The organism is Streptomyces sp. NPDC054786, assembly GCF_053611685.1.
This window is the reverse complement of sequence record NZ_JBSHAW010000026.1, coordinates 70,273-96,531: the sequence shown is the minus strand read 5'-3', so window position 1 is coordinate 96,531 and position 26,259 is coordinate 70,273. Positions and strand designations below refer to the sequence as shown.

Annotated in this window: 20 protein-coding genes; 10 read left to right on the top strand and 10 right to left on the bottom strand. The window is 71.0% G+C overall.

The annotated features are described in order from the left end of the window. Positions 1–5: 5 nt before the first annotated feature. Complete coding sequence (locus ACWGI6_RS22585) at positions 6–3,128, bottom strand: SNF2-related protein (RefSeq protein WP_453269193.1); 3,123 nt, start codon at positions 3,126–3,128, stop codon at positions 6–8. A gap of 148 nt (positions 3,129–3,276) precedes the next feature. On the opposite strand from ACWGI6_RS22585, the gene ACWGI6_RS22580 reads away from it, so the two are divergent. Next, the gene (locus tag ACWGI6_RS22580; protein ID WP_453269192.1) at positions 3,277–3,459 is read left to right on the top strand and encodes a hypothetical protein; all 183 of its coding nucleotides are present in this window, start codon (positions 3,277–3,279) and stop codon (positions 3,457–3,459) included. Positions 3,460–3,747: 288 nt separating this feature from the next. Here ACWGI6_RS22580 and ACWGI6_RS22575 read toward each other — a convergent pair whose 3' ends face one another. Continuing rightward, on the bottom strand, positions 3,748–4,530 hold the full coding sequence (locus tag ACWGI6_RS22575) for a hypothetical protein (RefSeq protein WP_453269191.1): 783 nt from the start codon (positions 4,528–4,530) through the stop codon (positions 3,748–3,750). Positions 4,531–4,619: 89 nt separating this feature from the next. On the opposite strand from ACWGI6_RS22575, the gene ACWGI6_RS22570 reads away from it, so the two are divergent. Together ACWGI6_RS22570 and ACWGI6_RS22565 are read left to right on the top strand one after the other, a co-directional pair. Then, positions 4,620–5,246, top strand: a complete 627-nt coding sequence (locus ACWGI6_RS22570; RefSeq protein ID WP_453269190.1) for a hypothetical protein — start codon at positions 4,620–4,622, stop codon at positions 5,244–5,246. Next, entirely contained in the window at positions 5,158–6,054 is an 897-nt protein-coding gene (locus tag ACWGI6_RS22565) for an oxygenase MpaB family protein (protein ID WP_453269189.1), read from the top strand. Before ACWGI6_RS22570 ends, ACWGI6_RS22565 begins: the two co-directional genes overlap by 89 nt. Positions 6,055–6,075: 21 nt before the next feature. On the opposite strand, the gene ACWGI6_RS22560 is transcribed toward ACWGI6_RS22565, so the two are convergent. Both ACWGI6_RS22560 and ACWGI6_RS22555 read right to left on the bottom strand, forming a co-directional pair. After that, positions 6,076–6,687 carry a class I SAM-dependent methyltransferase gene (locus ACWGI6_RS22560; RefSeq protein ID WP_453269188.1) on the bottom strand — a complete coding sequence of 204 codons (612 nt, stop codon included), beginning with the start codon at positions 6,685–6,687 and terminating at the stop codon, positions 6,076–6,078. After that, positions 6,684–8,165, bottom strand: coding sequence for a purine-cytosine permease family protein (locus tag ACWGI6_RS22555; RefSeq protein WP_453269187.1), 1,482 nt, complete (start codon positions 8,163–8,165; stop codon positions 6,684–6,686). Before ACWGI6_RS22555 ends, ACWGI6_RS22560 begins: the two co-directional genes overlap by 4 nt. 307 nt (positions 8,166–8,472) lie before the next feature. Between ACWGI6_RS22555 and ACWGI6_RS22550 the strand changes: the two genes are divergently transcribed. Next, complete coding sequence (locus ACWGI6_RS22550; protein WP_453269186.1) at positions 8,473–9,087, top strand: GTP-binding protein; 615 nt, start codon at positions 8,473–8,475, stop codon at positions 9,085–9,087. A 51-nt stretch (positions 9,088–9,138) separates the two neighbouring features. Here ACWGI6_RS22550 and ACWGI6_RS22545 read toward each other — a convergent pair whose 3' ends face one another. Further along, positions 9,139–9,567, bottom strand: coding sequence for a PPOX class F420-dependent oxidoreductase (locus ACWGI6_RS22545; RefSeq protein ID WP_453269185.1), 429 nt, complete (start codon positions 9,565–9,567; stop codon positions 9,139–9,141). Between the two features lie 164 nt (positions 9,568–9,731). Between ACWGI6_RS22545 and ACWGI6_RS22540 the strand changes: the two genes are divergently transcribed. Together ACWGI6_RS22540 and ACWGI6_RS22535 are read left to right on the top strand one after the other, a co-directional pair. Beyond that, complete coding sequence (locus ACWGI6_RS22540) at positions 9,732–10,139, top strand: roadblock/LC7 domain-containing protein (protein ID WP_453269184.1); 408 nt, start codon at positions 9,732–9,734, stop codon at positions 10,137–10,139. A gap of 79 nt (positions 10,140–10,218) precedes the next feature. Then, the gene (locus ACWGI6_RS22535) at positions 10,219–11,115 is read left to right on the top strand and encodes a DUF6397 family protein (protein ID WP_453269183.1); all 897 of its coding nucleotides are present in this window, start codon (positions 10,219–10,221) and stop codon (positions 11,113–11,115) included. Here the strand turns inward: ACWGI6_RS22535 and ACWGI6_RS22530 are convergent. Next, positions 11,046–11,915: an acyl-CoA thioesterase gene (locus ACWGI6_RS22530; protein WP_453269182.1), complete on the bottom strand. Its 870-nt coding sequence runs from the start codon at positions 11,913–11,915 to the stop codon at positions 11,046–11,048. The genes ACWGI6_RS22535 and ACWGI6_RS22530 overlap by 70 nt on opposite strands. A 52-nt stretch (positions 11,916–11,967) precedes the next feature. Beyond that, complete coding sequence (locus ACWGI6_RS22525; RefSeq protein WP_453269181.1) at positions 11,968–14,481, bottom strand: DEAD/DEAH box helicase; 2,514 nt, start codon at positions 14,479–14,481, stop codon at positions 11,968–11,970. Positions 14,482–15,467: 986 nt separating this feature from the next. Between ACWGI6_RS22525 and ACWGI6_RS22520 the strand changes: the two genes are divergently transcribed. After that, on the top strand, positions 15,468–16,259 hold the full coding sequence (locus tag ACWGI6_RS22520) for a metal-dependent hydrolase (protein WP_453269180.1): 792 nt from the start codon (positions 15,468–15,470) through the stop codon (positions 16,257–16,259). A 666-nt stretch (positions 16,260–16,925) separates the two neighbouring features. After that, positions 16,926–18,077, top strand: coding sequence for a baeRF10 domain-containing protein (locus ACWGI6_RS22515; protein ID WP_453269179.1), 1,152 nt, complete (start codon positions 16,926–16,928; stop codon positions 18,075–18,077). Positions 18,078–18,441: 364 nt separating this feature from the next. On the opposite strand, the gene ACWGI6_RS22510 is transcribed toward ACWGI6_RS22515, so the two are convergent. Then, positions 18,442–20,223 carry an ABC transporter ATP-binding protein gene (locus ACWGI6_RS22510; protein ID WP_453269178.1) on the bottom strand — a complete coding sequence of 594 codons (1,782 nt, stop codon included), beginning with the start codon at positions 20,221–20,223 and terminating at the stop codon, positions 18,442–18,444. Beyond that, positions 20,220–22,022 carry an ABC transporter ATP-binding protein gene (locus ACWGI6_RS22505; RefSeq protein ID WP_453269177.1) on the bottom strand — a complete coding sequence of 601 codons (1,803 nt, stop codon included), beginning with the start codon at positions 22,020–22,022 and terminating at the stop codon, positions 20,220–20,222. The genes ACWGI6_RS22510 and ACWGI6_RS22505 overlap by 4 nt, the downstream gene beginning before the upstream one ends. Before the next feature lie 223 nt (positions 22,023–22,245). Here ACWGI6_RS22505 and ACWGI6_RS22500 point away from each other — a divergent pair, with 223 nt between their 5' ends. Next, positions 22,246–23,010 carry a hypothetical protein gene (locus ACWGI6_RS22500; RefSeq protein ID WP_453269176.1) on the top strand — a complete coding sequence of 255 codons (765 nt, stop codon included), beginning with the start codon at positions 22,246–22,248 and terminating at the stop codon, positions 23,008–23,010. 263 nt (positions 23,011–23,273) lie between these two features. Next, positions 23,274–24,692, top strand: a complete 1,419-nt coding sequence (locus tag ACWGI6_RS22495; protein WP_453269175.1) for a cation:dicarboxylate symporter family transporter — start codon at positions 23,274–23,276, stop codon at positions 24,690–24,692. Positions 24,693–24,748: 56 nt separating this feature from the next. Here the strand turns inward: ACWGI6_RS22495 and ACWGI6_RS22490 are convergent, their stop codons facing one another. Continuing rightward, a complete protein-coding gene (locus ACWGI6_RS22490) occupies positions 24,749–26,170 on the bottom strand; it encodes a Gfo/Idh/MocA family protein (RefSeq protein WP_453269174.1) in 1,422 nt (473 codons plus the stop codon). Positions 26,171–26,259 lie beyond the last annotated feature (89 nt).

Sequence of the window (26,259 nt, the reverse complement as noted above, 5' to 3'; positions counted from 1 at the left end):
CATCGTCATCGCTCACTCCCCCGCAGTGCGACCAGGTCCGCCAGCTCGGCGTCGGTGAGTTCGCTCAGCGCGGCCTCGCCGGACCCCAGCACCGCATCGGCCAACTGCTGCTTACGGGAGAGCATTTCGGCGATCCGGTCCTCGATCGTGCCCTCCGTGATGAACCGGTGGACCTGCACCGGCTGGGTCTGCCCGATGCGGTACGCGCGGTCGGTGGCCTGCGCCTCGACGGCCGGATTCCACCAGCGGTCGAAGTGCACGACATGCGCCGCCCGGGTGAGGTTCAAACCGGTACCGGCAGCCTTCAGCGACAGCAGGAACACCGGCGCCGCGCCGTCCTGGAACCGCTGCACCATCTCCTCGCGGCGGGCCACCGGCGTGCCGCCGTGCAAGAACTGCGTGGGCACCCCGCGCGCCGCCAGATGGCTCTCCAACAGCCGCGCCATCTGCACGTACTGCGTGAACACCAGCACGCCGGAGCCCTCGGCCAGGAGGGTGTCCAGCAGCTCGTCCAGCAGCTCGACCTTCCCCGAGCGCCCCGCGATCCGCACCGCTCCCGACGCCCGGCCGTCGTCCGCCGGAGCGCTTTCCTTGAGGTACTGCGCGGGGTGGTTGCAGATCTGCTTGAGCGAGGTGAGCAGTTTGACCACCAGCCCACGGCGGGCGAACCCGTCCGTCCCGGCGATCTCGTCGAGCCCCTCGCGCACCACGGCCTCGTAGAGTCCGGCCTGTTCCCTCGTCAGTGCCACCGCACGGTCGGTCTCCGTCTTGGGCGGCAGCTCCGGCGCGATCCCCGGATCGGACTTACGGCGGCGCAACAGGAACGGCCGCACCAGCCGGGCCAGCCGCTCGGCCGCCGCACCCGCCTCCGGGGACGCCGCCGCGCCGCCCTCGATGGCCTGCGCATAGCACGTACGGAACCGGCCCAGCGGCCCCAGCAGTCCGGGCGTCGTCCAGTCCAGGATCGCCCACAGCTCCGACAGGTTGTTCTCCACCGGGGTGCCGGTCAGAGCCACCCGGGCCTTGCCGGGCAGGGTCCGCAGTGCCTTGGCGGTCGCGGAGAAGGGGTTCTTGATGTGCTGTGCCTCGTCGGCGACGACCAGCCCCCAGCCCACCTCCGCCAGCTTCCCGGCGTCGAGCCGCATCGTTCCGTAGGTGGTGAGCACGAACGCGCCGTCCGCCAGATCCGCCAGGCTGCGCCGCCCGGCGTGGAAGCGGCGCACCGGCGTGCCCGGCGCGAACTTCTCGATTTCCCGCTGCCAGTTGCCCATGAGCGAGGTGGGGCAGACGACAAGCGTGGGGCCGGCCGCCCCGGGGACGCCCTGCCGGTGCAGATGCAGGGAGATGAGCGTGATCGTCTTCCCCAGCCCCATGTCGTCGGCGAGACAGGCGCCCAGCCCCAGCGACGTCATCCGGTGCAGCCAGCCGAGTCCGCGCAACTGGTAGTCGCGCAGCGTCGCGGTGAGCGCCGCCGGCTGCCGGACGGCTGTGGTGTCGCCGCCCTCCGGGTCGGCGAGCCGGTCGCGCAGCCGGGCCGGCCATCCGGTGGCCTCCACCGCCACCCGGCCGCCGTCCGGCGCCTCGACGGTTCCGGTGAGTGCGGCGCCGAGCGCATCGAGCGGCGTGATCTTACGGTCCGGCCGGTCCCGGGCGGCCCGCACCGCCTCCGGGTCGATCAGCACCCACTGGTCGTGCAGCCGCACCAGCGGCCGTCCCGCCTCGGCGAGCCGGTCCAGCTCGTGCCGGTCGACCTCCTGGCCGCCCACCGCAAACCGCCAGCTGAAGGAGAGCAGGGCATCCGCCGACAACAGCGAAGGCAGCCCCGACTCCGGTCCTTCCCACCTGTCACCGTCGCGCGCGCCGGGCGGCCCCACGACGGCCCGGCTGGTCAGCTTGCGCGCCAGCTCCTTCGGCCAGTGCACCTGCACCCCGGCGGCGGCCAGCGCACGGCCGGCCGGACCGAGCAGTTCGGCGACTTCTTCCTCGGCGAGATCCAGCGCGCCGGGCACCGCGGCGGACAACAACGGGGTGAGCGGCGCCCAGACATCCGCCGCACGGCGCAACGTCAGCAGGGTGTCCATCCGCGCCCGCGACCCGAGGGCCTGCCCGGCGGGTGACGTCCCCGCCCACACCTCGGCGGCATCCGCGACCAGCGTCGGGTCGGTGAGGCTGTGCAGCTGGAGAACGGCGGAGAAGGCGATGCGGTCAGCTGCGGGGTCCGCGCCGACGTCGCCGCCCGCATCGCGCTGACCCGCTCCCTCGCTCCGCACCGCCGACGGCGTCCCGGACGCACCGGCCGCGGCCGGTTGCCCGTCGCCCCGCCCGTCGACGCTCATGAGCCCGCCGCGGTCACGGAGCCGCGCCGCCTGCGCGCCGTGCACTTCCACCCGCAGCGAGATCCGTACGCCCGCGTCATGCCCCGCGGCGACGTCGGCGGCCCAGGCGCGCTGTTCGGGGATGTGCTGCGGAGCGGACACCGCGAAGGCCGGCGCTCCGGTGACCAGCGCCGCGCCGGGGGAGCGCGGCAGCCCGTCCGCCACCGCGTCGAGGAAGGCCCGCAGCTGCCGCTCGGGGTCCGGCAGCGCCAACGGGTCGGAGTCCGGCAGCGGGACGGCGTGTGCGTACGGCGGCATCGCTGCCGCGAGATCGCGCAGCCGCTCGAAGTCCTCCGGGTCGAGCGGACCCAGCCGCCAGGCGTCATACCCGTCGGGACTCACCCCGGGCAGCAGCCGGCCGCGGGCTGCGAGCTGCAGCGCCAGGACGGACGCGGCTCCCCAGAAGGCGGCGGCCGGATGGGCGCCCCGTGCGGCCCGCGCGCGGGTGAGCACCGGAACCGCCTCGGCCACCGTCAGGACCAGGGCGGGCACCTCGCACAGGGAAACGCCGCGGTCCTCGTCCGGCAGGACGACATCCAGCCGCTCGGCCGCCTCGTCCTCCCCGTCCGTCGCGTCGTTCCCGTCCTTCCCGCCCGTCGCGTCGTCTGTGGCGCGCGCCGTCCCCACGGGCCCGCCATCGGGGCGCCAGAAGGCGACCCGCCCCGCTCGCGGCGGATCCGACGGCAGGAACACCGCCGCACAGCGGGACAGGACGGAGAGCTGAGCGGGCGTGACCGCGGCGAGGGGTGTCACTGGTTCCCGAACTCCTCAAGTTTGACTACTGGCGCCTGGAGCGCCCGAGAGTACAGGACGGCATGCCCGTTCCTGGAACCTGCGGCGCGAAAACGGCGTTCAATGGAGTACACAGAGCGCGGCGTACGCCGCGGAAGGGGCGTGAAGGATGTCCACACAGGCGAAGGTCGCGGTCGGCGGCGTCGCGGTGGGAGTGATCCTGCTGTGGCTGCTGCCCTTCTGGGCGGCCCTCTTGGTCATCGTTGGAGTGCCGGCCGTCGCCTATCTGACGCTCGACTCCTCCCAGCGCCGCCGGCTCCGCCGCGTCGGCCGCAAGCAGATCGGCCGCTGACCGGGCGGACTCCCGCGCCGCGCCGTCCGCCCCGAAGTCGGCCGGCGCCCTCGCCCGGCCTGAGCCCCGTACGGGCCCGCCTCCCGCAGACCTCGCCCCACCGGGGCCGGCGGAGCCCGGCCCCGGCTCGGCATCTGCCTCACCCCGTCAGGCCAGGCGCGGGGTGGTGTGCGGCTGAGGCCGTCTCGCCCCCACCGGACGAGCGCACCCCCCGCTACGGCGTCATCCCGCACCGGCCGCGGCGCACCGCGACCCCCGTATACGGCACCACCCCGCGCAACGACCCGCTCAGACCGGCCGCGCCGCCAGCTCGTCGAGCGACGTCAGCAGGTCGGGCAGCTCGGGCCCCCGGCCCACCGGATGTACCTCGCCCGGCTCGTCGTCCAGCAGTACGAACGCAATGTCGTCGGTACGGGCGACCATGCTCCAGCCAGGCCCGTCGACCCGCAGCGTCCGTGCCTCCCCGGCCGCGAACGACGACCGCACCCGCCCGGGCGGCGGCGGCTCGTTCACATAGCCGCGCGCCTCCTCCAGCACCCGCCGCACGCCCTTGTGCGCATGATCTCCCGGCTCGGCAAAGCTGTCCTCGTCATCCACCTGCTCGCGCCATGCCGCCCACTGCATGGCGATCTCGTCCGCGCCGAGCCGCCGTTGGGCAGGCCCCCACTCCTCGGCGTCCGGCGGCGTGAGCGGCGCCGGGGCGCCGTCCTCCGGCTTCGGATCGTGCGGCTGCGGCACACCGGGCGCCGATACGGCGAGCGAGAGCGGCCAGCCGGGCAGCGCCCCGACGATGCTGTCCTCCCCGGGGGAGAGGTCGTACTCCATCCCGCAGTCCCAGGCCGCGATCGCACAGGCCACCAGCGACACATCCTCCGTCGCCACCGTCCAGCGCGCGCCGTCACTGTCCTGACCGAGGACCAGCCCGTAGCCCTCCGCGTACGGTTCGAGGCCTAGGCCACCACACACCTCGGGGTAGTCGTCGCCGAGCACGCTCGGGAACTGCGCGGGCGTCAGCAGCACCGCCGTCAGCACGAACAACTGGTCGTTGTCGGCGCTCTCGGTCGTGGGCACGCGGGCCTCCCCATCCAATCCATTGCGGAGTACGTCGGCGCACCTTAATTGGCTTGGGACAAGCTTGTCACCAGCCGTACGCTGCGCAGATGTGTTTTTACAGCAGCCGGATGCACTTCGTGTGCCTGGCCTGCCGGGCCGCGTGGAAGAAGACGCCGGTCTCGCAGGGCCCGGACCGCTGCCCCCGGTGCGGCGCCGAGCTGATCAACGCGGGCGCCGATCTGGCGGTCCCCAAGCGGCGCGACGAAGCCGGCTGGCGTGCCCTGGAGGCCGTCCTGCGCGCGGGACTGACCTTCCACGGCGGCTGCTGCGGTACGGGGCCGGGCTACCGCCCGCGCACCCCGCGCGAGGTCCAGGAGCGGCTGGCACTCGCCGACCGCACCGGCATGCCCGTCAAGAAGGCGCTGGCCGTGGTGGACCCGACGCTCACGGACCGCTACGGCGCCGACGCGCGCACCCCGCGGTACCCGCACCGCACGGCGCACGACCGGCGTGCCCCCACGCGAGACCCCCTGACACTACGGAATCCGGCCACCGCACGGCCCGATCTGACGCCCGTCACGCCCCCTCAACTACCGTCCGCACCCCTAAAATTGGCCCGTCGGCGAACGAAGGGACGGATGTCAGGTGCGGCGCTACGACTGGTTGAGGGAGATCCTGCGGCTCGACCCGGAGCGCGACTTCCTGCGGATCTACCGCATCATCGCGAACCATGAATTCCCCTGGGACCTCACCCGGGCCCTGGAGCTGGCGCTCTACCGCACCTACGCGGTGCCGAGCATCGGCCGGCTGCTCTCCGAGACCGCCGAGCTGACGGGCCGCACGCAAAAGCGCTACGACGACACCGCCCTCCTCCTGGACGCCGTCGTCGAGCACGGCTTCGACGGCGAGGACGGCCGGACGGCGATCCGCCGCATCAACCAGATGCACCGCAGCTATGACATCAGCAACGAGGACATGCGCTATGTCCTGTGCACGTTCGTGGTGGTGCCCAAGCGGTGGCTCGACGCCTACGGCTGGCGGCGGCTGACCGCGCACGAACGGCATGCCGTCGCCGTCTACTACCGCACCCTGGGCCGCCATATGGGCATCACCGAACTCCCGGAGACCTACGAGGACTTCGAACGGTGCCTCGACGCCTACGAGGAGGCGCACTTCGGCTGGGACGAGGGCGCCCGAAGGGTGTCGGACGCCACGCTGGACCTGATGGCGGGGTGGTACGGCCCGCTCGCTCCGGTGGTGCGCGGAGCCAGCATGGCCCTCCTGGACGACACGCTGCTGGAGGCTTTCCGGTACGAGCGGCCCAAACCCGCGGTCCGGAGGGCGGTGCGCACCGCCCTGAAGCTGCGCGCCAGGGCCGTGCGGCTGCTGCCGCCCCGCCGCACTCCGCACTACGCCCGCCAGAACCCCGAGATCAAGGGCTATCCGAACGGCTTCCGGGTGGCCGAGCTCGGGACCTTCCCCGCCTCCCGCCGCACGGGCAGCTGCCCGGTGCCCCATGGGGAGGGCCCCGCGGCGTCCTGAGGGGTGTTCACCGGCGGCCCGTCACCCCCGGCGTACCGCCAGTGCCAGGTAGCGGGAGTCGCCGTCCTCGTACCGGATCAGTTCCCAGCCGCAGTCGGCCAGGAGGGGCCGCAGATTCGGCTCCGCCCGTAGGTCGTCGGGGGTGATCGGGCGGCCCTTGCGGGCGGCGAGCGCGGCCCGCCCGATGGGGTGGAAGAGGGCCAGTCGGCCACCGGGGCGTACGGTCCTGGCGAGTTCGGTGAGGCCGCCCGCCGAGTCCGGCAGGTGGGAGATGAGCCCGGCGGCGAAGACGGCGTCCAGCGCGGCGTCGGGCAGCGGCAGCCGGGTCACATCGGCGAGCAGGAGCGCCGCGTAGCGGTCGCGCCCGGCCCGTACGGCGGCCCGCAGCATCTCGGGCGTGAGATCGGCACCCAGCACCGTCCCGCGCGCTCCCACGGCCGCCCGCAGCGCGGGCAGCGCGCGCCCCGTACCGCAGCCGGCGTCCAGCACCCGGTCGCCCTCCTGGAGGCCCAGTTCGGCGGCGCCCGCCTCATAGGCGGGACCGTCGTCGGGAAACTTCGTGTCCCAGCCGGCGGCGCGTGGTGCGAAGAACGCCCGGACCTCGTGCGGCCGGTCGGCGTGGTGGTCGGTCATCGGGCTCCTCCGGTGGCGGGGCGGTCGGCGAGAGGGGCGGTGCAGGCGTACAGGGCGCCCGCGACAGCGAGGGCCACCACGACGCCGAGGTTCATGGCGCCCAGCGTGCCCCGTGCGGCGCTGTCGGTGAGCAGAAAGCCCACGGCCTGGGCGATATGGGGATCGCCGGACGTGATCAGGCCGAGTCCGACGGCGGTGGCGACCGTGAGTGAGAGCACCGCCGGCAGGCCGAGGGCCCGTACGGGCGTCAGCGCGAAGCCGGTGTGGCGGCGGCGCCACTGTTCCACCAGGAAGACGGCCGTCCAGGCGGCCATCGCCACCCCGATGACGGACAGGAACGCCTGGAAGGTGGCGAAGAAACTGGGGGAGACGAACAGCACGTACCAGCCGCCGAAGGCCATCAGCACGCCGTCCACCAGGACGGCGAGGTGCCGGCGGACGGGGATGCCCAGGGCCAGCAACGACATGCCCGAGCTGTAGATGTCCATGATTGCCCCGGAGGCGAACCCCCCGATGGCGGTGAGCAGATACGGCACCAGAAACCAGGTGGGCAACTCGGCCGCGAGGGCGCCTACGGGGTCGGCGGCCGCGGCCGCCGCGAGCTTCGGGTCCCCGGCGTTCAGGAGGACGCCGAAGATCAGCAGGGCCAGCGGGGGCAGCACCCCGCCCAGTGTCGTCCACCGGGTGATCGCCCGGCCGCTGCTCGAACGCGGCAGATAACGGCTGTAGTCGGCGCCGCAGTTGACCCAGCCCAGGCCCAGGAGCGTCATCGCGAACACGACGCCGCCGACGCATGTGCCGAGGCCGGCGGCGGGGCCGTCCGCGAGGGCGGACGGATCGATGCGGTCGGCCATCAGCACCATGTACACCACGGTCAGCACGGTGATCGCCGCGGTCAGATACTTCTGCACCTTCATGATGAGCGCGTGCCCGAAGATCCCCACGACCACGACGGAGACGGCGGTCACCGCGAAGCACAGCGCCTGCGCCGTCGTCGTCGGCGTCCGGCCGTCGGCCCGGGCGAACACGTCGGGCGCCACCCGCGCCAGGATCGCGGAGCCGCCGAGCGAGGAGAGCGCGACCAGCACGGTCTCCCAGCCGACGTTGGAGACATAACTGAACAAGGTGGGCAGCTTGTTGCCCTGCGTCCCGAAGGAGACCCGGCCGATGGCCATGGTGGGTGCGCCCGTGCGCGCTCCGGCGACCGAGACCAGACCGACCAGGACGAAGGACAGCACATAGCCGAGGGTCCCGGTGACGATCGTCTGCCAGGGACTGAGCCCCAGGCCCATGAGGTAGACGCCGTAGGCGATGGACAGCAAGGACAGCCCGGAGGCGGCCCACGGCCAGAACAGGGACCTGGGGCTGCCGTGCCGTTCGGAATCCGGCACCGGGTTGATGCCGTTGCGCTCGACGGTACCCGTCGAGGCGGCCGCTGCCGGTGGACCGGTCCGCTCCTGTGACTGCTGTGGCGTCATGCGCTCATGATTCCGCACCGGCCGGGCCGGCCGCCGGGCGAACGTGTTCTGCCCGGCGCGGCCCCTCCCCAAAGCTCGCGCGGTGGTGCGCCGCGGAGGACCAACTATCACGCATGGGGCGGTTGATGGGCTTCTTGATCGAAAGACGTGACGGCTTTGGCAAATCCGGGGAAATCCCGATCAGCCGGGGGTACGGTCCTCGCCATGGATTTCGGGCGGCCCTCCGCCGCCGAAGGCTCCCCTCGTCGAGCCGTGGATCCGTATACCCCGTGACGCGCAGGAACCTGCATCCTGGAGGAGACGGCCGATGAACTCCGCACAAGGGGCACCGGAGGACGCAGCCCCGGACCCCGACGCCGAGTTGACCCTGAAGATCTTAGTCGCGGGCGGCTTCGGCGTGGGCAAGACCACCCTGGTGGGCTCGGTCAGCGAGATCCACCCGCTGCGCACGGAGGAGCGGCTCAGCGAGGTGGGCGAGACCGTGGACGACACCGGGGGAGTGGACGACAAGGGCACCACCACGGTGGCGATGGACTTCGGCCGCATCACCATCAGGCAGGGTCTGTCCCTCTACCTCTTCGGCACCCCCGGACAGGACCGCTTCTGGTTCTTGTGGGACGACCTGTCGGAGGGCGCGCTGGGCGCCGTGGTGCTGGCCGATACCCGGCGGCTGCAGGACTGCTTTCCGGCCGTCGACTACTTCGAGCGCCGGGCGATCCCGTTCCTGGTGGCGGTCAACTGCTTTGCGGAGGCGCGGTCCTACGGGGCCGACGAGGTGGCCCGCGCGCTGGACCTGGACCGTGGTACCCCGGTCGTGCTCTGTGACGCGAGGGACCGCGACTCCGGCAAGGAGGTGCTGGTCCGGCTCGTCGAGCACGCGGGGCGGCGGCACTCCGCCGGGGTGCTGGATTCGGTGGGGTGAACCGGCGGCCGGCCGTGGCGCGGAAGCCGGACGGCCCGCGCCACGCACCCCTCAGCCCGCGACGGCCGCGAGGGCGATGACCTTGTCGATCTTGACCCGGACCACCACTTCGCCCGGAACGCCGTTGCGGGCGCCGTACTCCTCCGCACGGTCCTCGCCCATGTAGCGGGCCGCGATCCGGGTCGCCCAGTGACGTACGTCCGCCAGATCGTCGCTGATCTCCGCCGTTCCCTGTACGGACACGAAAGCGAACGGCGGCCGTTCGTCGTCGACGCACAGTGCCACCCTGCCGTCGCGGGCGAGATTGCGGCCCTTGACCGTCTCCGCGCCGGTGTTGAACACCAGCTCAGCACCGTCCATGAGGAACCACACCGGGGCGATGTGCGGGCTGCCGTCGGCCCGTACGGTCGCCAGCTTGCCGGTGCGAGTGCCCTCGGAAAGGAACCTCTGCCACTCATCCTTCGTCATCTTGTGTGCCATGCCGACATCCTCAGCCATGCGGTACGCACAAGCGCCGCGTGGCACGCCGGGCTGTGGGGCCGCTTGCCGAGACGGCGGAGGTGGGACAGGCTGGCACGGCAGTTCGCGGACCGCGGGCTGCTGTCCGGCCAAGAGTGCGGACGGGACACGGGGAGGAAGCAGCAATGGCATTGAGCAGCGGACTCGACTGGCTGCTGGACGATCTGACCAAGCGGGTGCAGAAGGTACGGCATGCGTTGGTGCTCTCCAACGACGGGCTGGTGACCGGCGCGAGCGAGGGGCTGGAGCGGGAGGACGCGGAGCATCTCGCGGCGGTCGCCTCGGGACTGCACAGCCTCGCGAAGGGGTCGGGGCTCCACTTCGGAATCGGTCGCGTGCGTCAGACCATGGTGGAGTTCGACGACGGGGTGCTGTTCGTGACGGCGGCCGGGGACGGCAGCTGTCTGTGCGTGCTGGCGGGCGCCGACGGCGACATGGGTCAGATCGCCTACGAAATGACGCTGTTGGTCAATCGTGTCGGGGAGCATCTGGGCGTCGCGGTCCGCCAGCCGGAAAGTTATCCACAGGTCTGAGGCGGGGTTTGACCCGCTGTCACCGTCTGCGGCTAGAGTCGTCACTGTCAGTGATCGACCGAGTTGCGGGGGAAGCGACATGACAGTGGTGTGCGACGGGCAGCGGACGCTCACGGCGGGGCGAGCGGCCCGCGAACTGGAGCTGAGGAGCGGCGAGTTCGAGCTCGCCACCCAGCTCGGAGAAGTACGGACGGCGCCGACCGGGACCGACGGCCGGCCGGGAGGCGTTGGATCGCTCGGACGGCGCCGGGTCCCGGCGGAGGAGATCGCCCGGCTGCAGGCCGAGCCGGGCTTCCCGGACGCGCTCCGCGCACGGATCCGCGCGGTCAGCACGACCGAGGCCGCGGCGCTCATGGGCATCGGGCCCGGCCGGGCCGTGCGTCTGACCAGGGCCGGCTGCCTCGGTCCCGTCCGGTTCTACGTCAACCGCTTCGGCGCGGTGGTCTGGCTCTATCTCGCGGCCGAGGTCGCCGACTTCGCCGACCGTGAACCCGACCTGATGCGGGGCAACACCCCGGCGGCGATGCGGGTGATGCTCGACAGCGGGCAGGACTGGCGGGCACGCCAGTGGCGCAGCCGCCGGGTCGCCCAGCTCATGGGACAGACCGACGACCCCTGGGAAGCGGCAGCGGTGATCGCCGCCTTGCTGCCGCCGGAGGAGCTGGCTTCGGTGGCCGAGGAGCCGCTGGAGCGGTCCCTGCTGCGCCGGCTGAGGCCCACCATGGCCTCCGTGATCACGGTGACTCCTGCCGCCCGGGAATCCTTCGAGCGCGTCCTGACGGCGGATGAGTTCGACGAAGTGCTGTGGTACCGCGTCCATCTCTCCCGGTGCCTGGAAAGGGCCCGCAGGGAAGACCCGGGGCGGCTGCGGAAACCGGCCGCCGTGCCCTCCGGCGCCCGCCCGGGTCAGTCGCCGAGCTTTCTGAACAGTCCTTCCTGGACGACCGAGACCAGCAGCCTGCCCTCGCGGTCGTAGATCCGCCCGCGGGCCAGGCCCCGTCCTCCGGTGGCGATCGGTGACTCCTGGTCGTAGAGGAACCACTCGTCCGCGCGGAACGGACGGTGGAACCACATCGCGTGATCGAGCGAGGCCATGTCGAACCCGCGCGGCCCCCAGAGCGGTTCGAGCGGGATGCGGACGGCGTCCAGCAGCGTCATATCGCTGGCGTAGGTCAGCGCGCAGGTGTGCACGAGCGGATCGTCGCCCAGCGGACCGACCGCGCGCATCCACACCGCGCTGCGGGGCTCCGCACCCTCGATCTCCTCCGGGGTCCAGCGCAGCCGGTCGGCATAACGGATCTCGAACGGCATCCTGCGCGCCATCCGCTCCAGCGATACGGGCAGATCGTGCAGGCGCTCGCGGACCTCTTCCGCGAGGGTCGGCAGCTCCTCCGGGTCGGGCACCACCCGACGCAACGGCAACTGATGATCGAAGCCGGGTTCCGGCTTGTGAAAGGAGGCGGTCAGATTGAAGATCGTGCGTCCCTGCTGGACGGCGACGACCCGGCGGGTGGTGAAGGAGCGCCCGTCGCGGACCCGCTCGACGAGGTACACGATCGGCACCCCGGGCCGGCCCGGCCGCAGAAAGTACGCATGGAGCGAGTGGACCGGGCGGTCCCCTTCCGTGGTCCGCCCGGCAGCCACCAACGCCTGGGCGGCGACCTGCCCGCCGAAAACCCGCTGCAGCGATTCCTGCGGGCTGCGGCCCCGGAAGATGTTCACCTCGATCTGCTCGAGATCCAGCAGATCGACCAGCTTCTCGGCGGGATTGGTCATGACCGGTGGCCCTCCGTCAGATCCTTCGGCGGCCTCGGTCGAAGCCGTCGCCTCACAACTGACCCACATCCGTGACCCGTACGACCGCGCGCCCCTCGTCGTCGGAGGCGGCCAGATCCACCTCCGCGGAGATGCCCCAGTCGTGATCACCGTTCGGGTCGGCGAAAGTCTGCCGCACCTTCCACAGTCCGTGCTCGGCATCCTCCTGAATCTGCAGCAGCTTCGGGCCGCGGGCATCCGGACCGGTGCCCAGCTCGTCGTATTCGTCCCAGTAGGCGTCCATCGCGTCGCCCCAGGCATCCACGCCCCAGCCGGAATCGGCATCCATCTCGCCGAGCTCCTCGACTTTGTCCAGCGCCGCCAGCTCCACCCGCCGGAACATCGCATTGCGCACCAGCACACGGAACGCCCGCGCGTTGGACGTGACCGGCCGGACCTGATCGGCCCGCTCCGCGGCCTGCTCCGCCGTCTCCACCTCGGGATTGGCAAGCTGTTCCCACTCGTCCAGCAGACTGGAGTCGACCTGCCGCACCATCTCGCCCAGCCAGGCGATGATGTCCTGGAAGTCCTCGGACTTCAGATCGTCCGGCACGGTGTGGTCCAGTGCCTTGAACGCACTCGCCAGGTAGCGCAGCACGATGCCCTCGGTGCGCGCCAGCTCGTAGTGGGACGTGAACTCGGTGAAGGTCATGGCGCGTTCGTACATATCGCGGATGACCGACTTCGGCGACAGCGGGTGGTCGCCGACCCACGGGTGACTCTTGCGGTACAGGCCATAGGCGTGGAAGAGCAGCTCTTCCAGCGGCTTGGGGTACTCGACGTCCATGAGCCGTTCCATGCGGTCTTCGTACTCGACGCCGTCGGCCTTCATCTGCGCGACCGCCTCGCCCCGGGCCTTGTTCTGCTGCGCGGCCAGGATCTGGCGTGGATCGTCCAGCGTGGACTCCACGACCGAGACCATGTCCAGCGCGTAGGAGGGCGACTCCGGGTCGAGCAGGTCGAACGCGGCCAGGGCGAAGGTCGACAGCGGCTGGTTGAGCGCGAAGTCCTGCTGAAGATCCACGGTCAGCCGGACGATCCGGCCCTCCGCATCCGGCGCCGGCAGCCGCTCCACGATCCCGCCGTCCAGCAGCGAGCGGTAGATCGCGATGGCCCGCCGGATGTGCCTGAGCTGATTCTTGCGCGGCTCATGGTTGTCCTCGAGGAGCTTGCGCATCGCCTCGAAAGCATTACCCGGCCGGGCGATCACGGACAGCAGCATCGCGTGCGTCACCCGGAAGCGGGAGTTCAGCGGTTCCGGATCGGCAGCGATCAGCTTCTCGAAGGTGTTCTCACCCCAGTTGACGAAGCCCTCCGGCGCCTTCTTGCGCACCACCTTCCGGCGCTTCTTGGGGTCGTCGCCCGCCTTGGCCAGCGCCTTCTCGTTCTCCACGACATGCTCGGGGGCCTGCGCGACCACAAAGCCCGCGGTGTCGAAGCCGGCCCGGCCGGCCCGGCCCGCGATCTGATGGAACTCCCGTGCCCGCAGCGTCCGCACCCGCGACCCGTCGTACTTGGTCAGCGCGGTGAACAGCACCGTGCGAATGGGGACATTGACGCCCACGCCGAGGGTGTCCGTGCCACAGATGACCTTCAGCAAACCCGCCTGCGCCAGCTTCTCGACGAGCCTGCGGTACTTCGGCAGCATGCCGGCGTGGTGCACGCCGATGCCATGACGGACATACCGCGACAGGTTCCGGCCGAACTTGGTGGTGAACCGGAAGTTCCCGATGAGCTCGGCGATCTGGTCCTTCTCGGCGCGCGTACACATATTGATGCTCATCAGCGCCTGCGCCCGCTCGACGGCGGCGGCCTGCGTGAAGTGCACGATGTAAACGGGGGCCTGACGGGTTTCCAGCAGCTCGGTGAGCGTCTCCGTCAGTGCCGTCGTCCGGTACTCGTACGACAGTGGCACCGGCCGAGTCGCCGAGCGCACCACCGACGTCGGCTTCCCCGTGCGCCGGGCCAGATCCTCCTCGAAGCGCGACATATCGCCGAGCGTCGCCGACATCAGAATGAACTGCGCCTGCGGAAGTTCCAGCAACGGAATCTGCCAGGCCCAGCCACGGTCCGGCTCGGCATAGAAATGGAACTCGTCCATCACGACCTGGCCGATGTCGGCGTCCTTGCCGTCCCGCAGCGCTATCGAGGCGAGGACCTCGGCAGTGCAGCAGATGACCGGTGCATCCGCGTTGACCGATGCGTCACCCGTGAGCATGCCGACGTTCTCGGTACCGAACAGCTTGCACAGATCGAAGAACTTCTCCGAGACCAGTGCCTTGATGGGTGCGGTGTAGAAGGTGACCTGATCCTTGGCGAGCGCGGTGAAGTGCGCGCCGGCCGCCACCAGGCTCTTTCCGGAGCCGGTGGGGGTGGACAGGATGACGTTCGCCCCGGAGACCACCTCGATCAGCGCCTCCTCCTGGGCAGGGTAGAGCGAGATGCCCTGCTGCTCGGCCCAGCCCGAAAAGGCTTCGAAGAGGGCATCGGGGTCGGCGTCGTTCGGGAGATGATCGATGAGGGTCACGCCCCCATACTGCCTGTCTTCGGCCCGGATCAGGGAACCGGCGACTCAGGCGGAGGTCAGCTGAAGATCGGCAACGCCCGAAGCCGTCCGCCCCCAAGGCCCCCGAGCCCCGCCGACCCGGCCCCGGCAGCGGCCCGCGACGTCATTCCGGCGGGCCTGAGCTGCGAAAACCTGCCTCGCCTCGGCGCGGGCCGGAGGGGAGCGCGGTGCAGCGCCATCACCCTCCGTACGACATCGAAGGCGCGGTGTTGTTGGCGACGATCACCCTCTGCACGGACGCGCAGCCGGTACGTGGGGGAGATCACGCAGCGTCCGCAAGGTATGCGGCAGGCAGGGCAGGCAGGGCAGGCAGGGCAGGCAGGGCAGGCAGGGCAGCGAAGGCAAGCAGGGCAAGCAGAGCAAGCGGGGAACGCGCCTTGTCCCGATCAAGAAGCCCGATCAAGAAGCCCGATCAAGAAACGGGATCAAGAAACCCGGACGGGCGGCCAAGCGAAGAAGAAGAGGATCAGGAACCCGGTCGGGAGGTCAAGCGGAGAAAATCGGGATCAGGAAGCCAGCGGCGGGGCGGAAGGCGCGGCCGTTCCGGCGGCGGACGTCGGCCGCCTCGGGGGGGACGAGTCGCGTGAGACGGCGTCCCCGTAGGTGACGGGCCACGGCAGCGGGACGTCCGCCCCAAGGGCGTTGACCACAAGCACAGTTGGTGCGGCAGGTAGGGCGCATCCCGAGGGTGTGTCGTCCGTGACCAGAGTCAGGGAGGCGGCTGTGGGGAGCAGTTGCCCGTGTGCCGGCACCCGTCCGGCGGTCGGTCCTGCTGACCTTCCGACCCTGCGTCGTACAAGAAGTTGGCTCACCCCCTCCTCATATGGAGATCATCTGACGCTACGCTGAGTCGCCGACCGGGCGTCAAGGGCGCGGCTCAGCAGTGCGAGAGGCACACCGTCACGCGCAGGTGAACGAGCGCAAGAGAACAAGGGGTGGGAACAACCATGATGGGACCGGCACACTCGCTGTCCGGGGCCGCGGCCTGGCTGGGCGTGGGCGCGGCGGCCGCTGCCGCCGGACACCCGATGCCCTGGCCGGTGCTCGTCTGCGGAGCTCTGATCTGTGCCGGTGCGGCGCTCGCCCCGGACCTCGATCACAAGTCCGCGACCATTTCGCGGGCCTTCGGGCCGCTCTCCCGGTGGCTGTGCGAAGTGGTCGACGCGATCTCGCACGGGGTCTACAAGGCGACCAAGATGCGCGGTGACTCGAACCGCAACGGAGGCCACCGCACGCTCACCCACACCTGGCTGTGGGCCGTGCTGGTCGGCGGTGGGATGTCACTGCTGGCGATGCAGGGCGGTCGCTGGGCGGTACTCGGCATCCTCTTCGTTCATATGGTGCTCGCCATCGAGGGTCTGCTGTGGCGGGCGGCGCGGGTCTCCAGCGACGTGCTGGTGTGGATGCTGGGCGCGGCCTCGGCCTGGATCCTGGCCGGCATTCTCGACCAGCCGGGCAACGGTGCGAGCTGGCTGTTCACCGAACCGGGGCAGCAGTACCTCTGGCTGGGCCTGCCGGTCGTGCTCGGCGCGCTGGTCCACGACATCGGCGATGCCCTGACCGTCTCGGGCTGCCCCGTCCTGTGGCCCATCCCGATAGGCCGCAAGCGCTGGTACCCGGTCGGCCCGCCCAAGGTCATGCGCTTCAAGGCCGGCAGCTGGGTGGAGCTGAGGGTCCTGATGCCGGTGTTCATGGTGCTGGGCGGACTGGGCGGTCTGGGCGCGCTCGGATACATCTGACGCGCGCGGGGCGGGCACAGGGGACTGCTGCGGAGGCAGCAGTGGGACCGCGGACCCGGAGCCTGTGTGGGGTCCCGCGATCGGTGACCCATCGCGGACCCTTGACCTGCGGTGCCGGCGGCGGCACGCCCGGCAGCGTCGGATTCCCCCGCTGCGCTCCCGCACACGGCTGCGGTCCGCCCCCGCAGCTGAGCCCCGCCCACCCTGCGATCCCGCCGCGCGCTGAGGCCCCTCATCGGGCTACGATCCCGCACCAAGCTGCGGTCCCGCCCTCACTGCTGCGACCCCGCACCGGGCTGAGGTCCCGCTCACCGCTGCGGCCCGTACACCGGGCCGCAGCCCCGCACCACCTGCGACCCCGCCCCCCGCAGCCGCCCCACCGCCCAAGCGACGGCTGAGCCCGGGCGGGAACGCTCCGGCAGTCGTGAGTCGGGGCGACGATCGTGCTCTCCACGCTGGGCAACGGCCTGGCGCTGTTCATCGTGGCCGAGCTGCTGCACCCGGCCCCGTGACTTCACGCTGCCGTATGCATAGCGGCCTGACCTGCCCCGTCGGGGCTTGCCCCCGCGGTGACCGTACGGAGTCACCCTGCGGTTGCCGCTCCCGCGCCCACCGCGTTACCTGGAACTGGGCGGAGCGAGGCTCACGGAACGGTGAGGAGCGGCGATGATCACGCAAGAGCAGATCGAGCGAATTTTCCGGGTGAACGGGAACGGACATCCGTGGGTCTCCCTCTACGTCCCCGTGGAACCGGACAGGACCGGCCGCCGCGCCTTCATGACCCGGGTGGCGAGCCTGCTGGACCGCATCCGGCCACTCGCGGAGGACAGCTCACTGGAGCGCGACGCGCGGCTCTCGCTCCGCGAGGACATTGCGAAGATCGAGAAGTCGCTCGGGGAGGAGCCCCGCAAGCCGGGCGCCGTCGCCGTCTTCTGCAACAGCGCCATCGGCGTCTACGAGGAGGTGTGGCTGCCGCGCAGCACCCGCGAACGCATCGTGGTGGACGCCGATCCTTATGTCCGTCCGATGCTGGGCGTGCTCGACGAGTACTACCGCACCTGCGCGGTCATCGTCGACAAGGGGACCGGCCAGGTCTGGGAGTACTACCTCGACCAGGTCCGGGAGCTGGAGGAGCTTCGCGACCGCACGCTGCGCAAGCCCAACTACGCCGCGGGGCTCGCCGAGGACCGGGTCCGTAACAAGGCCGACGAGCTGAGCAAACGGCACTATCGGCGGCTCATCGGCGAGCTGAAGCAGTTGTTCGGGAAGGGAGGCTTCGACCTGCTCGTCATCGGCGGCCATCCTCATGAGGTACCGACCTTCGTCGAATTCCTCCCCCGCGAACTGCGCGAGCGGCTCGTCGGCAGCTTCACCATCGACCGCGAGACCGCAACGCCCGCGGACATCCGGCAGAAGGTGCAGGAGCTCGTCTCCGAGCACGCACACCAGGAGCAGCGCCGGCTCGTCGACGAGATCTTCGAGGCCAAGGCGACTCGCCGGCCCAGCGCCGTCGGGCTGGACGAGACGCTGTGGGCGGCGTCGGTGGCCGCGATCCGGACCCTGGCGGCGGACGAGCAGGCGGTCGCCCCAGGCGTCATCTGCGACCGCGACGGCCTGCTCGCGCGCTCGGGGGAGACCTGTCCGCTCTGCGGGGAGCCGCTGCGGGAGGTCCCCGACATCATCGACGAACTGGCCGAGTCCGTCATCGATGACGGCGGCGAGGTCCGGCATATCGCGCCGGAGACGGAGCTGCGTACGCACCAGGTCGGGGCACTGCTGCGCTTCGAACTCCCCCCGCAGCCGGCCGCCGCGAAATAGTCGGCCGGACCCCTTGACCGCCTCGCAAATCGGAGCAATCGATGCGCATGGGGCCGGTCAACCACGACAAGACTCCCTCGTGGAGTACCTGCCGGGTAGCGGCCAGGTCCCCGGCGATTCTGAGAGACACTCAATTGAGTTGATCGGAAAACTTCCGGGGACCGTCCTGTGTGCGGGGTTCCCTCAGGCCCGGGTCCACGACCCGGGCCTTGTACGGTGCCGACGGCTCCCGGCCCGCGGGCCGGGAGCCGCTGCCGTCACCAGTGGCAAGATCACCCGGACCCGCTCGGGCCGGGTGGGACATGATCCGCGGGCACTCACGAATACGGCGGATCGTAGGGAGCCCCGTTGCTCCCGCCCCGCATCAGCCGTGCCAGGACCGCCAGAGTGCCGCGTACGCGCCCTCGGCGGAGACCAGTTCGTCGTGACTGCCCAGCTCACTGATGCGGCCTCCCTCGACGACCGCGATCACATCGGCGTCATGGGCGGTGTGCAACCGGTGCGCAATCGCCACGACCGTACGGCCGTCCAGCACCCGGCTCAGCGAGCGCTCCAGATGGCGGGCCGCCCGCGGGTCGAGCAGGGAGGTCGCCTCGTCCAGCACCAGGGTGTGCGGGTCGGCGAGCACCAGCCGGGCCAGTGCGATCTGCTGGGCCTGGGCAGGCGTCAGCGGATGGCCGCCCGAGCCCACCTCGGTGTCCAGCTCCTTGGCCAGGGCCCGCGCCCAGTGATCGGCGTCCACCGCGCCGAGTGCGGCCCACAGTTCGGCATCGGACGCACCGCTGCGCGCCAGCAGGAGATTGTCGCGGAGCGAGCCGACGAAGACATGGTGTTCCTGGTTGACCAGCGCCACCTGCTCGCGGATCCGCTCGGCCGGCATCGCGGAGAGCTCGGCCCCGCCCAGGGTGACGCTGCCCACCCGGGGGCCGTAGATCCCCGCCAGCAGCCGGCCCAGCGTCGACTTGCCGGCGCCGGACGGCCCGACCAGGGCGAGCCGGGTCCCCGGACGGACCCGCAACGAGACCTCCCGGAGCACATCGACGCCCGCGCGGTAGCCGAAGCTGACCCCGTCGGCGTGGACGTCCCGGCCGTCCGGGAACCGCTCCGTATCGGCGGCCTCCGGCTCGATCTCCCGGACGCCGACGAGCCGCGCGATGGACACCTGGGCCACCTGCAGCTCGTCGTACCAGCGCAGGACCATGCCGACCGGCTCGATCATCATCTGCGCCAGCAGCGCCCCCGTCGTCAGCTGCCCCGGAGTGATCCACCCCTGCATGACGAAGGCTCCGCCGAGCAGCAACACCGAGCCCAGGAGCAGCACATGCGTCAGATCGACGACGGGGAAGAGCACCGAGCGCAGAAAGAGCGTGTAGCGCTCCCACTGGGTCCACTCCCGGATCCGGCGCTCCGACAGGGCGATCCGGCGGGCGCCCAGCCGATGGGCCTCGACCGTACGCCCCGCGTCCACGGACTCGGTGAGCACCGCGGCCACCGCGGCGTAACCGGCCGCTTCCGAACGATAGGCGCTCGGCGCCCGTTTGAAGTACCAGCGGCAGCCGACGAACAGCAGCGGCAGCGCGATGAGTACGGACAGCGCGAGCGGCGGCGCGGTCACCGTCAGCCCGCCGAGCAGCAGCGCCACCCACACCACGCCGATGGACAGCTGGGGTACGGCCTCGCGCATCGCGCTGGAGAGCCGGTCGATGTCGGTGGTGATCCGCGACAGCAGATCGCCGGTGCCGGCCCGCTCCAGGACGCCCGGCGGCAGCGCCACGGACCGTACGAGGAAGTCCTCGCGCAGATCCGCCAGCATCCGCTCGCCGAGCATCGCCCCGCGCAGCCGGACTGTCCGGACGAACACCGTCTGGGCGGCCAGCGCTATGGCGAACAGTGCGATGGTTCCCTCCAGTTGGAGGTCCCGGGCGCCCGCGGACAGCTTCTCGACGACGCCGCCGAGCAGATACGGGCCGACCATGGACGCCATCACCGCGGCCGCGTTCACCACGACCAGCAGGGTGAACGCCCCGCGGTGACGCCGGATCAGGCCGCCGACATAGCTGCGCACCGTGGCCGGTGAGCCGACGGGAAGGGTGGTGAGGGTCTGCGGGGCGTCCGGATCGTGCTCCGGCGGTGCCAGGCCGATCATGCGCTCTCCTCGATCTGGCCGGTCGACAGCGCCGGCTCGGGGTCCGTTTCGCGGGTGACGATCGCGCGGTAGGCGGGGTGGCTGTGCAGCAGCTCGCGGTGGCCGGCCCCGGCGACGGCTTTGCCCTCCTGGAGGAACACCACCTGTTCGGCCCGGTCCAGCAGGAGCGGGCTGGAGGTGAGCACGACGGTCGTACGCCCCGTCCTGATCTCCCGCAGGCTGTCGGCGATCCGGGCCTCGGTGTGCGCATCGACGGCGCTGGTCGGCTCGTCGAGCACCAGCGCCTCCGGGTCGGCGACCAGGGACCTGGCCAGTGCGAGCCGCTGGCGCTGCCCGCCGGACAGCGACCGGCCGCGCTCGGTGATGTGGGTGTGCATCGGATCTCCCGAGTCGTCGACGGACGCCTGGGCCAGCGCGGTCAGCACATCGCCGCACTGAGCCGCGGCCAGCGCCTCCGTCGCACCCACCCGGCCGGAGGCCGGTACGTCGAGCAGTTCGCCGAGCGTGCCCGAGAGCAGCATCGGGTCCTTGTCCTGGACGAGTACGGCCGCACGGGCGGCGTCGCGTGGCAGCTCGTCCAGCGGGGTGCCGCCGAGCACGACGGAGACCAGGCCGGTGCCGTCGCCGCCGTCGTCGTCGTTCTGCGGAGGGTGTCCGCCGAGGCGTTCGGCGAGCCGTCCCGCGGTGTCGGGGTCGCCGCAGACCACCGCGGTGAGCCGGCCGGCCGGGGCGGTCAGGCCGCTGACCGGGTCGTGCAGATCGCCGGTGGGCGTCGCCCCTCGGTCCCTGTCCTGCCCGCCGGCCGGCCGGCTCTGCGCCAGTACGCGGGCCGTGCGCTTCGCCGACGGCTTGGCGAAGGAGTAGGCCTGGGCGATCTCTTCGAAGTGTCTGAGGGGGAAGAGGAGGAAGGTGACCGCGCTGTAGATGGTGACGAGATCGCCGACGGCGATCGTGCCGTCGAGGGCGAGCCGGGTGCCATACCAGACCACCGCGATGAGCAGCAGGCCCGGCAGCAGTACCTGGACGGCCGAGATCAGCGACCACATCCGGGCGCTGCGGACGGCGGCCTCGCGTACTTCCTGGGAGGCGCTTCGGTAGCGGTCGAGGAAGAGTTCCTCGCCCCCGATGCCACGCAGTACGCGGAGTCCGGCGACGGTGTCGGAGGCCAGCTCGGTGGCCTGGCCGGCCTTCTCGCGCTGTGCGTCGGCGCGTCGGGTGGCGTGCGGCAGCAACGGCAGCACGGCCAGCGCCATGACGGGGACGCCGACGGCCACCAGCACTCCCAGTTCCGGCTGGTAGAGGGCCAGGGCGACGGAGACGCCGACCGCGGTGACCGCGGCGGCACCGAACCGGGAGATCGCCTCGACGAACCAGCCGATCTTCTCCAGGTCGCCGGTGCTGACGGCGACGATCTCGCCGGCCGCCACCCGCCGGGTCATGGCCGAGCCCAGTTCCGTGGTCTTGCGGGCGAGCAGTTGCTGCATCCGGGCGACGGCGGTGATCCAGTTGGTGACGGCCGCGCGGTGCAGCATCGTGCCACCGAGCGCGATCAGCATGCCCAAGGCCATGATCAGGCCGCCGGCCAGGATGAGCCGGCCGCCGTCGCGGTCCACCACGGCCTGCACGGCAAGACCCACCGGCACCGGGGAGGCGGCGATGGCGCCGACGTTCACCAGCCCCCAGGCGAGGGCCTTGAGCTGCCCGCCGAGTTGTTGTTTGTAGAGCCACAGGAGAAACGCGCCGCCGGTACGGACGTCCGGGACGCCCGGGTCGGGATGCGGAAGGTCACGAATGTGCATGATGTCCCAGGCGAAGTCGTGGTGGTGGGCGGCAACAGGCCGCTCCGGCAGGCGAAATGACCTCTCGCCCGTCTCGTCTCCGGCGGAGGTCCTGGAAGATTGGCCCGCGGCGTGGGCGGATTTCAAACGGTTTTTCCGCTGTGGCCCGGCGATTCGGACAATTGTGTGATGGCCCGTACGCGGCGGTCGGGTAGGGAACGGCCGTCGGACCGGCGGTGCGACCATGGGGGCCATGCGAACAGCGGGCAGTGCGATGCGGATGGCGGCGGTGGCCGCGGCGGGGCTGGCTCTTCTGGCGGGCTGCGGCGGTGCGAGCGGCGCCAAGAGCGGGGACGGCAAGGGTGACGGCGCGGGCAAGGGGGAGCGTCCCGGCGGCCCGGCCCGCGGGGCGTCGGCCACCACCCACCTCAAGAACATCCCCGAGGTCGGCACCGCCCTGCGGTCGCGGATCCCGGCCGGCTCCCGGCAAGTCGTGGCGGTCTACGGCAAGGGCGTGAACTCCGCCGACGCCACCGTCGTCCTCTACGACAAGGGCGCCAAGGGCTGGGACCGCAAGGGAAGTTGGGCCGCCCACAACGGACGGCGCGGCTGGACGGCCGATCACCACGAAGGGGACAAGCGCAGCCCCGTGGGGGTGTTCCCGCTGACCGATGCGGGCGGGGTGCTCCAGGACCCCGGCGCCAAGCTGCCCTATGCGCACTCTTCGGCGTTCACCCCGCCGTCGTACTGGTCCAAGAACACCCGGCACGACTTCGATTACGTCGTCGCGATCAACTACAACCGCGTCCAGGGCACCTCCCCGCTGGACCCGACCCGTCCGCAGGGTCAGTCCAAGGGCGGTGGAGTCTGGCTGCATCTGGATCACGGCAGCGGTACGTCGGCATGCGTCAGCGTCCCGAAGGCCGGGATGCAGGCATTGCTGCGCGCCCTCGACCCGGCGCGGCACCCCGTGGTGGTCATGGGGGACAGGGCGCACCTGGCGGCCTGAGCGTTCGACGCGCGGTGAGCGGACGAGGCGCGCGGCGAGCGTGCGAGGCTCGGCGCCGGGGGGCACCGCAAAGCAGGAGGATTGCGAACACAGCGGTCACCCCTGCCCGAAATTGGATGGCCCGTGCGCTCCTCCTTGGATCAAGCTCCAAGATTTCCCGGGAAGTTACACAGACCTCTTTCGTGGTGAACAACAAGCGGCCATAGTGACGGATCGTGGAAGTCCACTTCCGCATCCCAGAATCCGTCCATGGAGGAGTGCCCGTGCCGCACGCCACCGGAAGCCTCACCCGCCGCGCAGGCCGTCTCCTGCGCACCAGCCTGTTTACGCAGGTACTCATCGCCCTGGTCCTCGGTGTTCTCGTCGGACGCCTGTGGCCGCAGGCGGGATCTTCGCTCCAGCCGCTCGGTGACGGCTTTGTACGCCTGATCAAGGCGATGATCGCCCCGCTGGTCTTCTGCGTGGTCGTCGCCGGGATCACCAAGGCGGGTGACCTCAAGGCCTTCGGCCGGATCGGGGTCAAGGCCTTGATCTGGTTCGAGGTGGCGACCAGCATCGCGCTCGTCGTCGGCCTGCTGGCCGGCAATGTCTTCGCGCCCGGCGCCGGCATGCATATCGACCCGGCGTCCCTGGACAAGGGCGCGGTGGACGCCAAGACGGGCGGCGGACAGCTGCCCTCCGCCGCCCAGTTCGTCCTGGAGTCGCTGCCGGACAGCGCGGTCGGCGCGTTCGCCGAGAACTCGCTGCTCCAAGTCCTGGTGCTGGCCTGCCTGGTGGGCGCCGCCCTGCTGCACCTCGGGCAGAAGAAGGCGCCGCAGATATTGCCGCTGATCGAGCAGGCTCAGGACGTCGTGTTCACCATCGTCGGCTTCCTCATGAAGCTTGCCCCGCTCGCGGTCTTCGGTGCCACCGCCCACCTGGTGGGGGAGTACGGCCTGGGCGCGATGTCGACGTACGGGAAGCTGATCGCGGTCTGCTACGGCGTTGCGCTGGTCTTCCTCGTGCTGCTCGGCGGTGCGCTCAAGGCCGTCACCGGGCTGAGCCTGTGGAAGTTCGTCCGCTACACCCGCGAGGAACTTCTGCTGGCGCTCGGCACCGGCTCCAGCGAGACCGTGATGCCGCGGATGATGCAGAAGCTGCGCGCCGCGGGCTGCCGGGACGACGCGGTGGGGCTGGTGCTGCCGACCGGCTACTCCTTCAACCTCGACGGCGCCTCGATCTACCTCTCCATCGGCACGCTGTTCATCGCCCAGGCCATCGGTGTGGATCTGTCCCTCGGCCAGCAGATCACCGTCGTGCTGGTACTGATGCTGACCAGCAAGGGCATGGCGGGCGTGCCGGGTTCGGCGTTCCTCGCGCTGTCCGCGACGGCCTCCGCGCTGGGCGTCATCCCGGCCGCCGCGGTCGCCCTGCTGCTCGGCGTCGACCGGATCATGGACTCGATGCGGGTGGCGACCAATCTGCTCGGCAACTGTGTCGCGGTCTTCGCGGTCTCCCGCTGGGAAGGGGCGCTGGACCGGGTGACGGCGAAGAAGGTCCTGAACGGCGAGCTGCCGGCCACCGCGGCGGCCGACCGGCCGGGGGAGCAACAGGAGCCGGTGGCACAGCGGGCGGAGCAGGATCCGGCGAAGCCGCGCGAGGGGGCCGAGGGCGCCGCCTCGGTCACCACCCGCGACAGCTGACGCGCCGGGCCCGGCCGGCGCACCGCCGCCCGCCGGGCCCGCCCCGCCTCCGGCCCTTACTCCTCCGGCTTTTGGGAGTCCATCCCCGGCCGTGCCTTCTTCCACAGCCCGCGGGTGAAGTCGGGGATCTCCTGCGGGGCGCCGTTCGCCTTGATCGAGAGGTCGCTCAGCGGCACCGGTGCGGTCCAGGTCGCGGCGTCATAGACGTCGAAGTCCGGTACGAGGCCGAGCCGCATGCACTGCATCAGCCGGAAGACCAGCATGTAGTCCATGCCGCCGTGCCCGCCGGGCGGATTGGCGTGTTCCTTCCAGAGCCAGTGGTCCCACTCCGCGTACTTGGCGAAGTCGCCCCACTCGTCGTTGCTCTGGTCCGGCTCCAGATAGATCCGCTCCGGGTAGTCCTCGAAGAGGCCCTTGGTGCCGCCGAGGCTGTTGATCCGGCTGTAGGGGTGCGGGGTGGAGACATCGTGCTCCAGCCGGATCACCCGTCCCTTGGCGGTCTGGACGAGGCTGATCGTCCGGTCGCTCTCGATGTACGACTCCTTCCAGCTGGGGTCGTTCGCCGGCATGTGCTCCTTGCGGTACTTGGCGAGGCCGAGGGCGGGCGTCCCGACGCTGGAGAGGCGTACGGCGCGGTCCCCGCGGTTGATGTCCATGTAGTTGGCGACCGGGCCGAAACCGTGGTTGGGGTAGAGATCGCCGCGCAGCCGGGTGTGCCACAGCCGCCGCCACGGCCCCTCGTAGTACTTGGGGTCGAACATCAGGCCGCGCAGATCGTGGATATACGCACCGGCACCGTGCAGCAGATCGCCGAACAGGCCCGCATGCGCCATCCGCAGCACCCGCATCTCGTTCTTGCCGTAACAGCAGTTCTCCAGCTGCATACAGTGTCTGCGGGTGCGCTCGGAGAGATGGACCAGCTCCCACAGCTGGTCCAGACGCAGCGCGATGGGGCATTCCACGCCCACATGCTTGCCGTTGAGCATCGCCGTCTTCGCCATCTCGAAATGCCAGTCCCACGGGGTGGCCGCGTAGACGAAGTCGATGTCGCCGCGCTTGCAGAGGTTCTCGAAGTCGTGGTCGCCGTTGGTGTAGACGGCGGGCGCGGGCTGCCCCGCGGCGGTGACCTTCTTGGCGGCCTTGGCGGTCTTGTCCTTCACCGGATCGCACAGGGCGACGACGCGCACGCCCGGCATCGCGAGAAAGAGGTCGATCATGCTGCCACCGCGGTTGCCGAGGCCGATGATGCCGACGCGTACGGTGCTGCGCCGCTCGAACGGCACCCCGATCATGGTCCTGCCCTGGGCGTCGGGGGATGCGGCGGACGACGTCGTCGAGGGGGCGGCCGCCGCGGCCGGTCCGGACGACAGGCCGCCGAGCCCCAGCCCGGCACCCGCCGCACCGGCGGTCCACAGGACCGAACGACGGCTCGGGGCCGCCTCGTTGTGGTCGTGGTTCTGCGATGGTGCCTCGTTCATCGGTCCTCCAGGGGAGCGGTGGTGTGCCGGGGCATACGTGAACCTCGGTCAGGACCCTGTCGGCCGACGGCCTGAGGCACAAGAGGGCC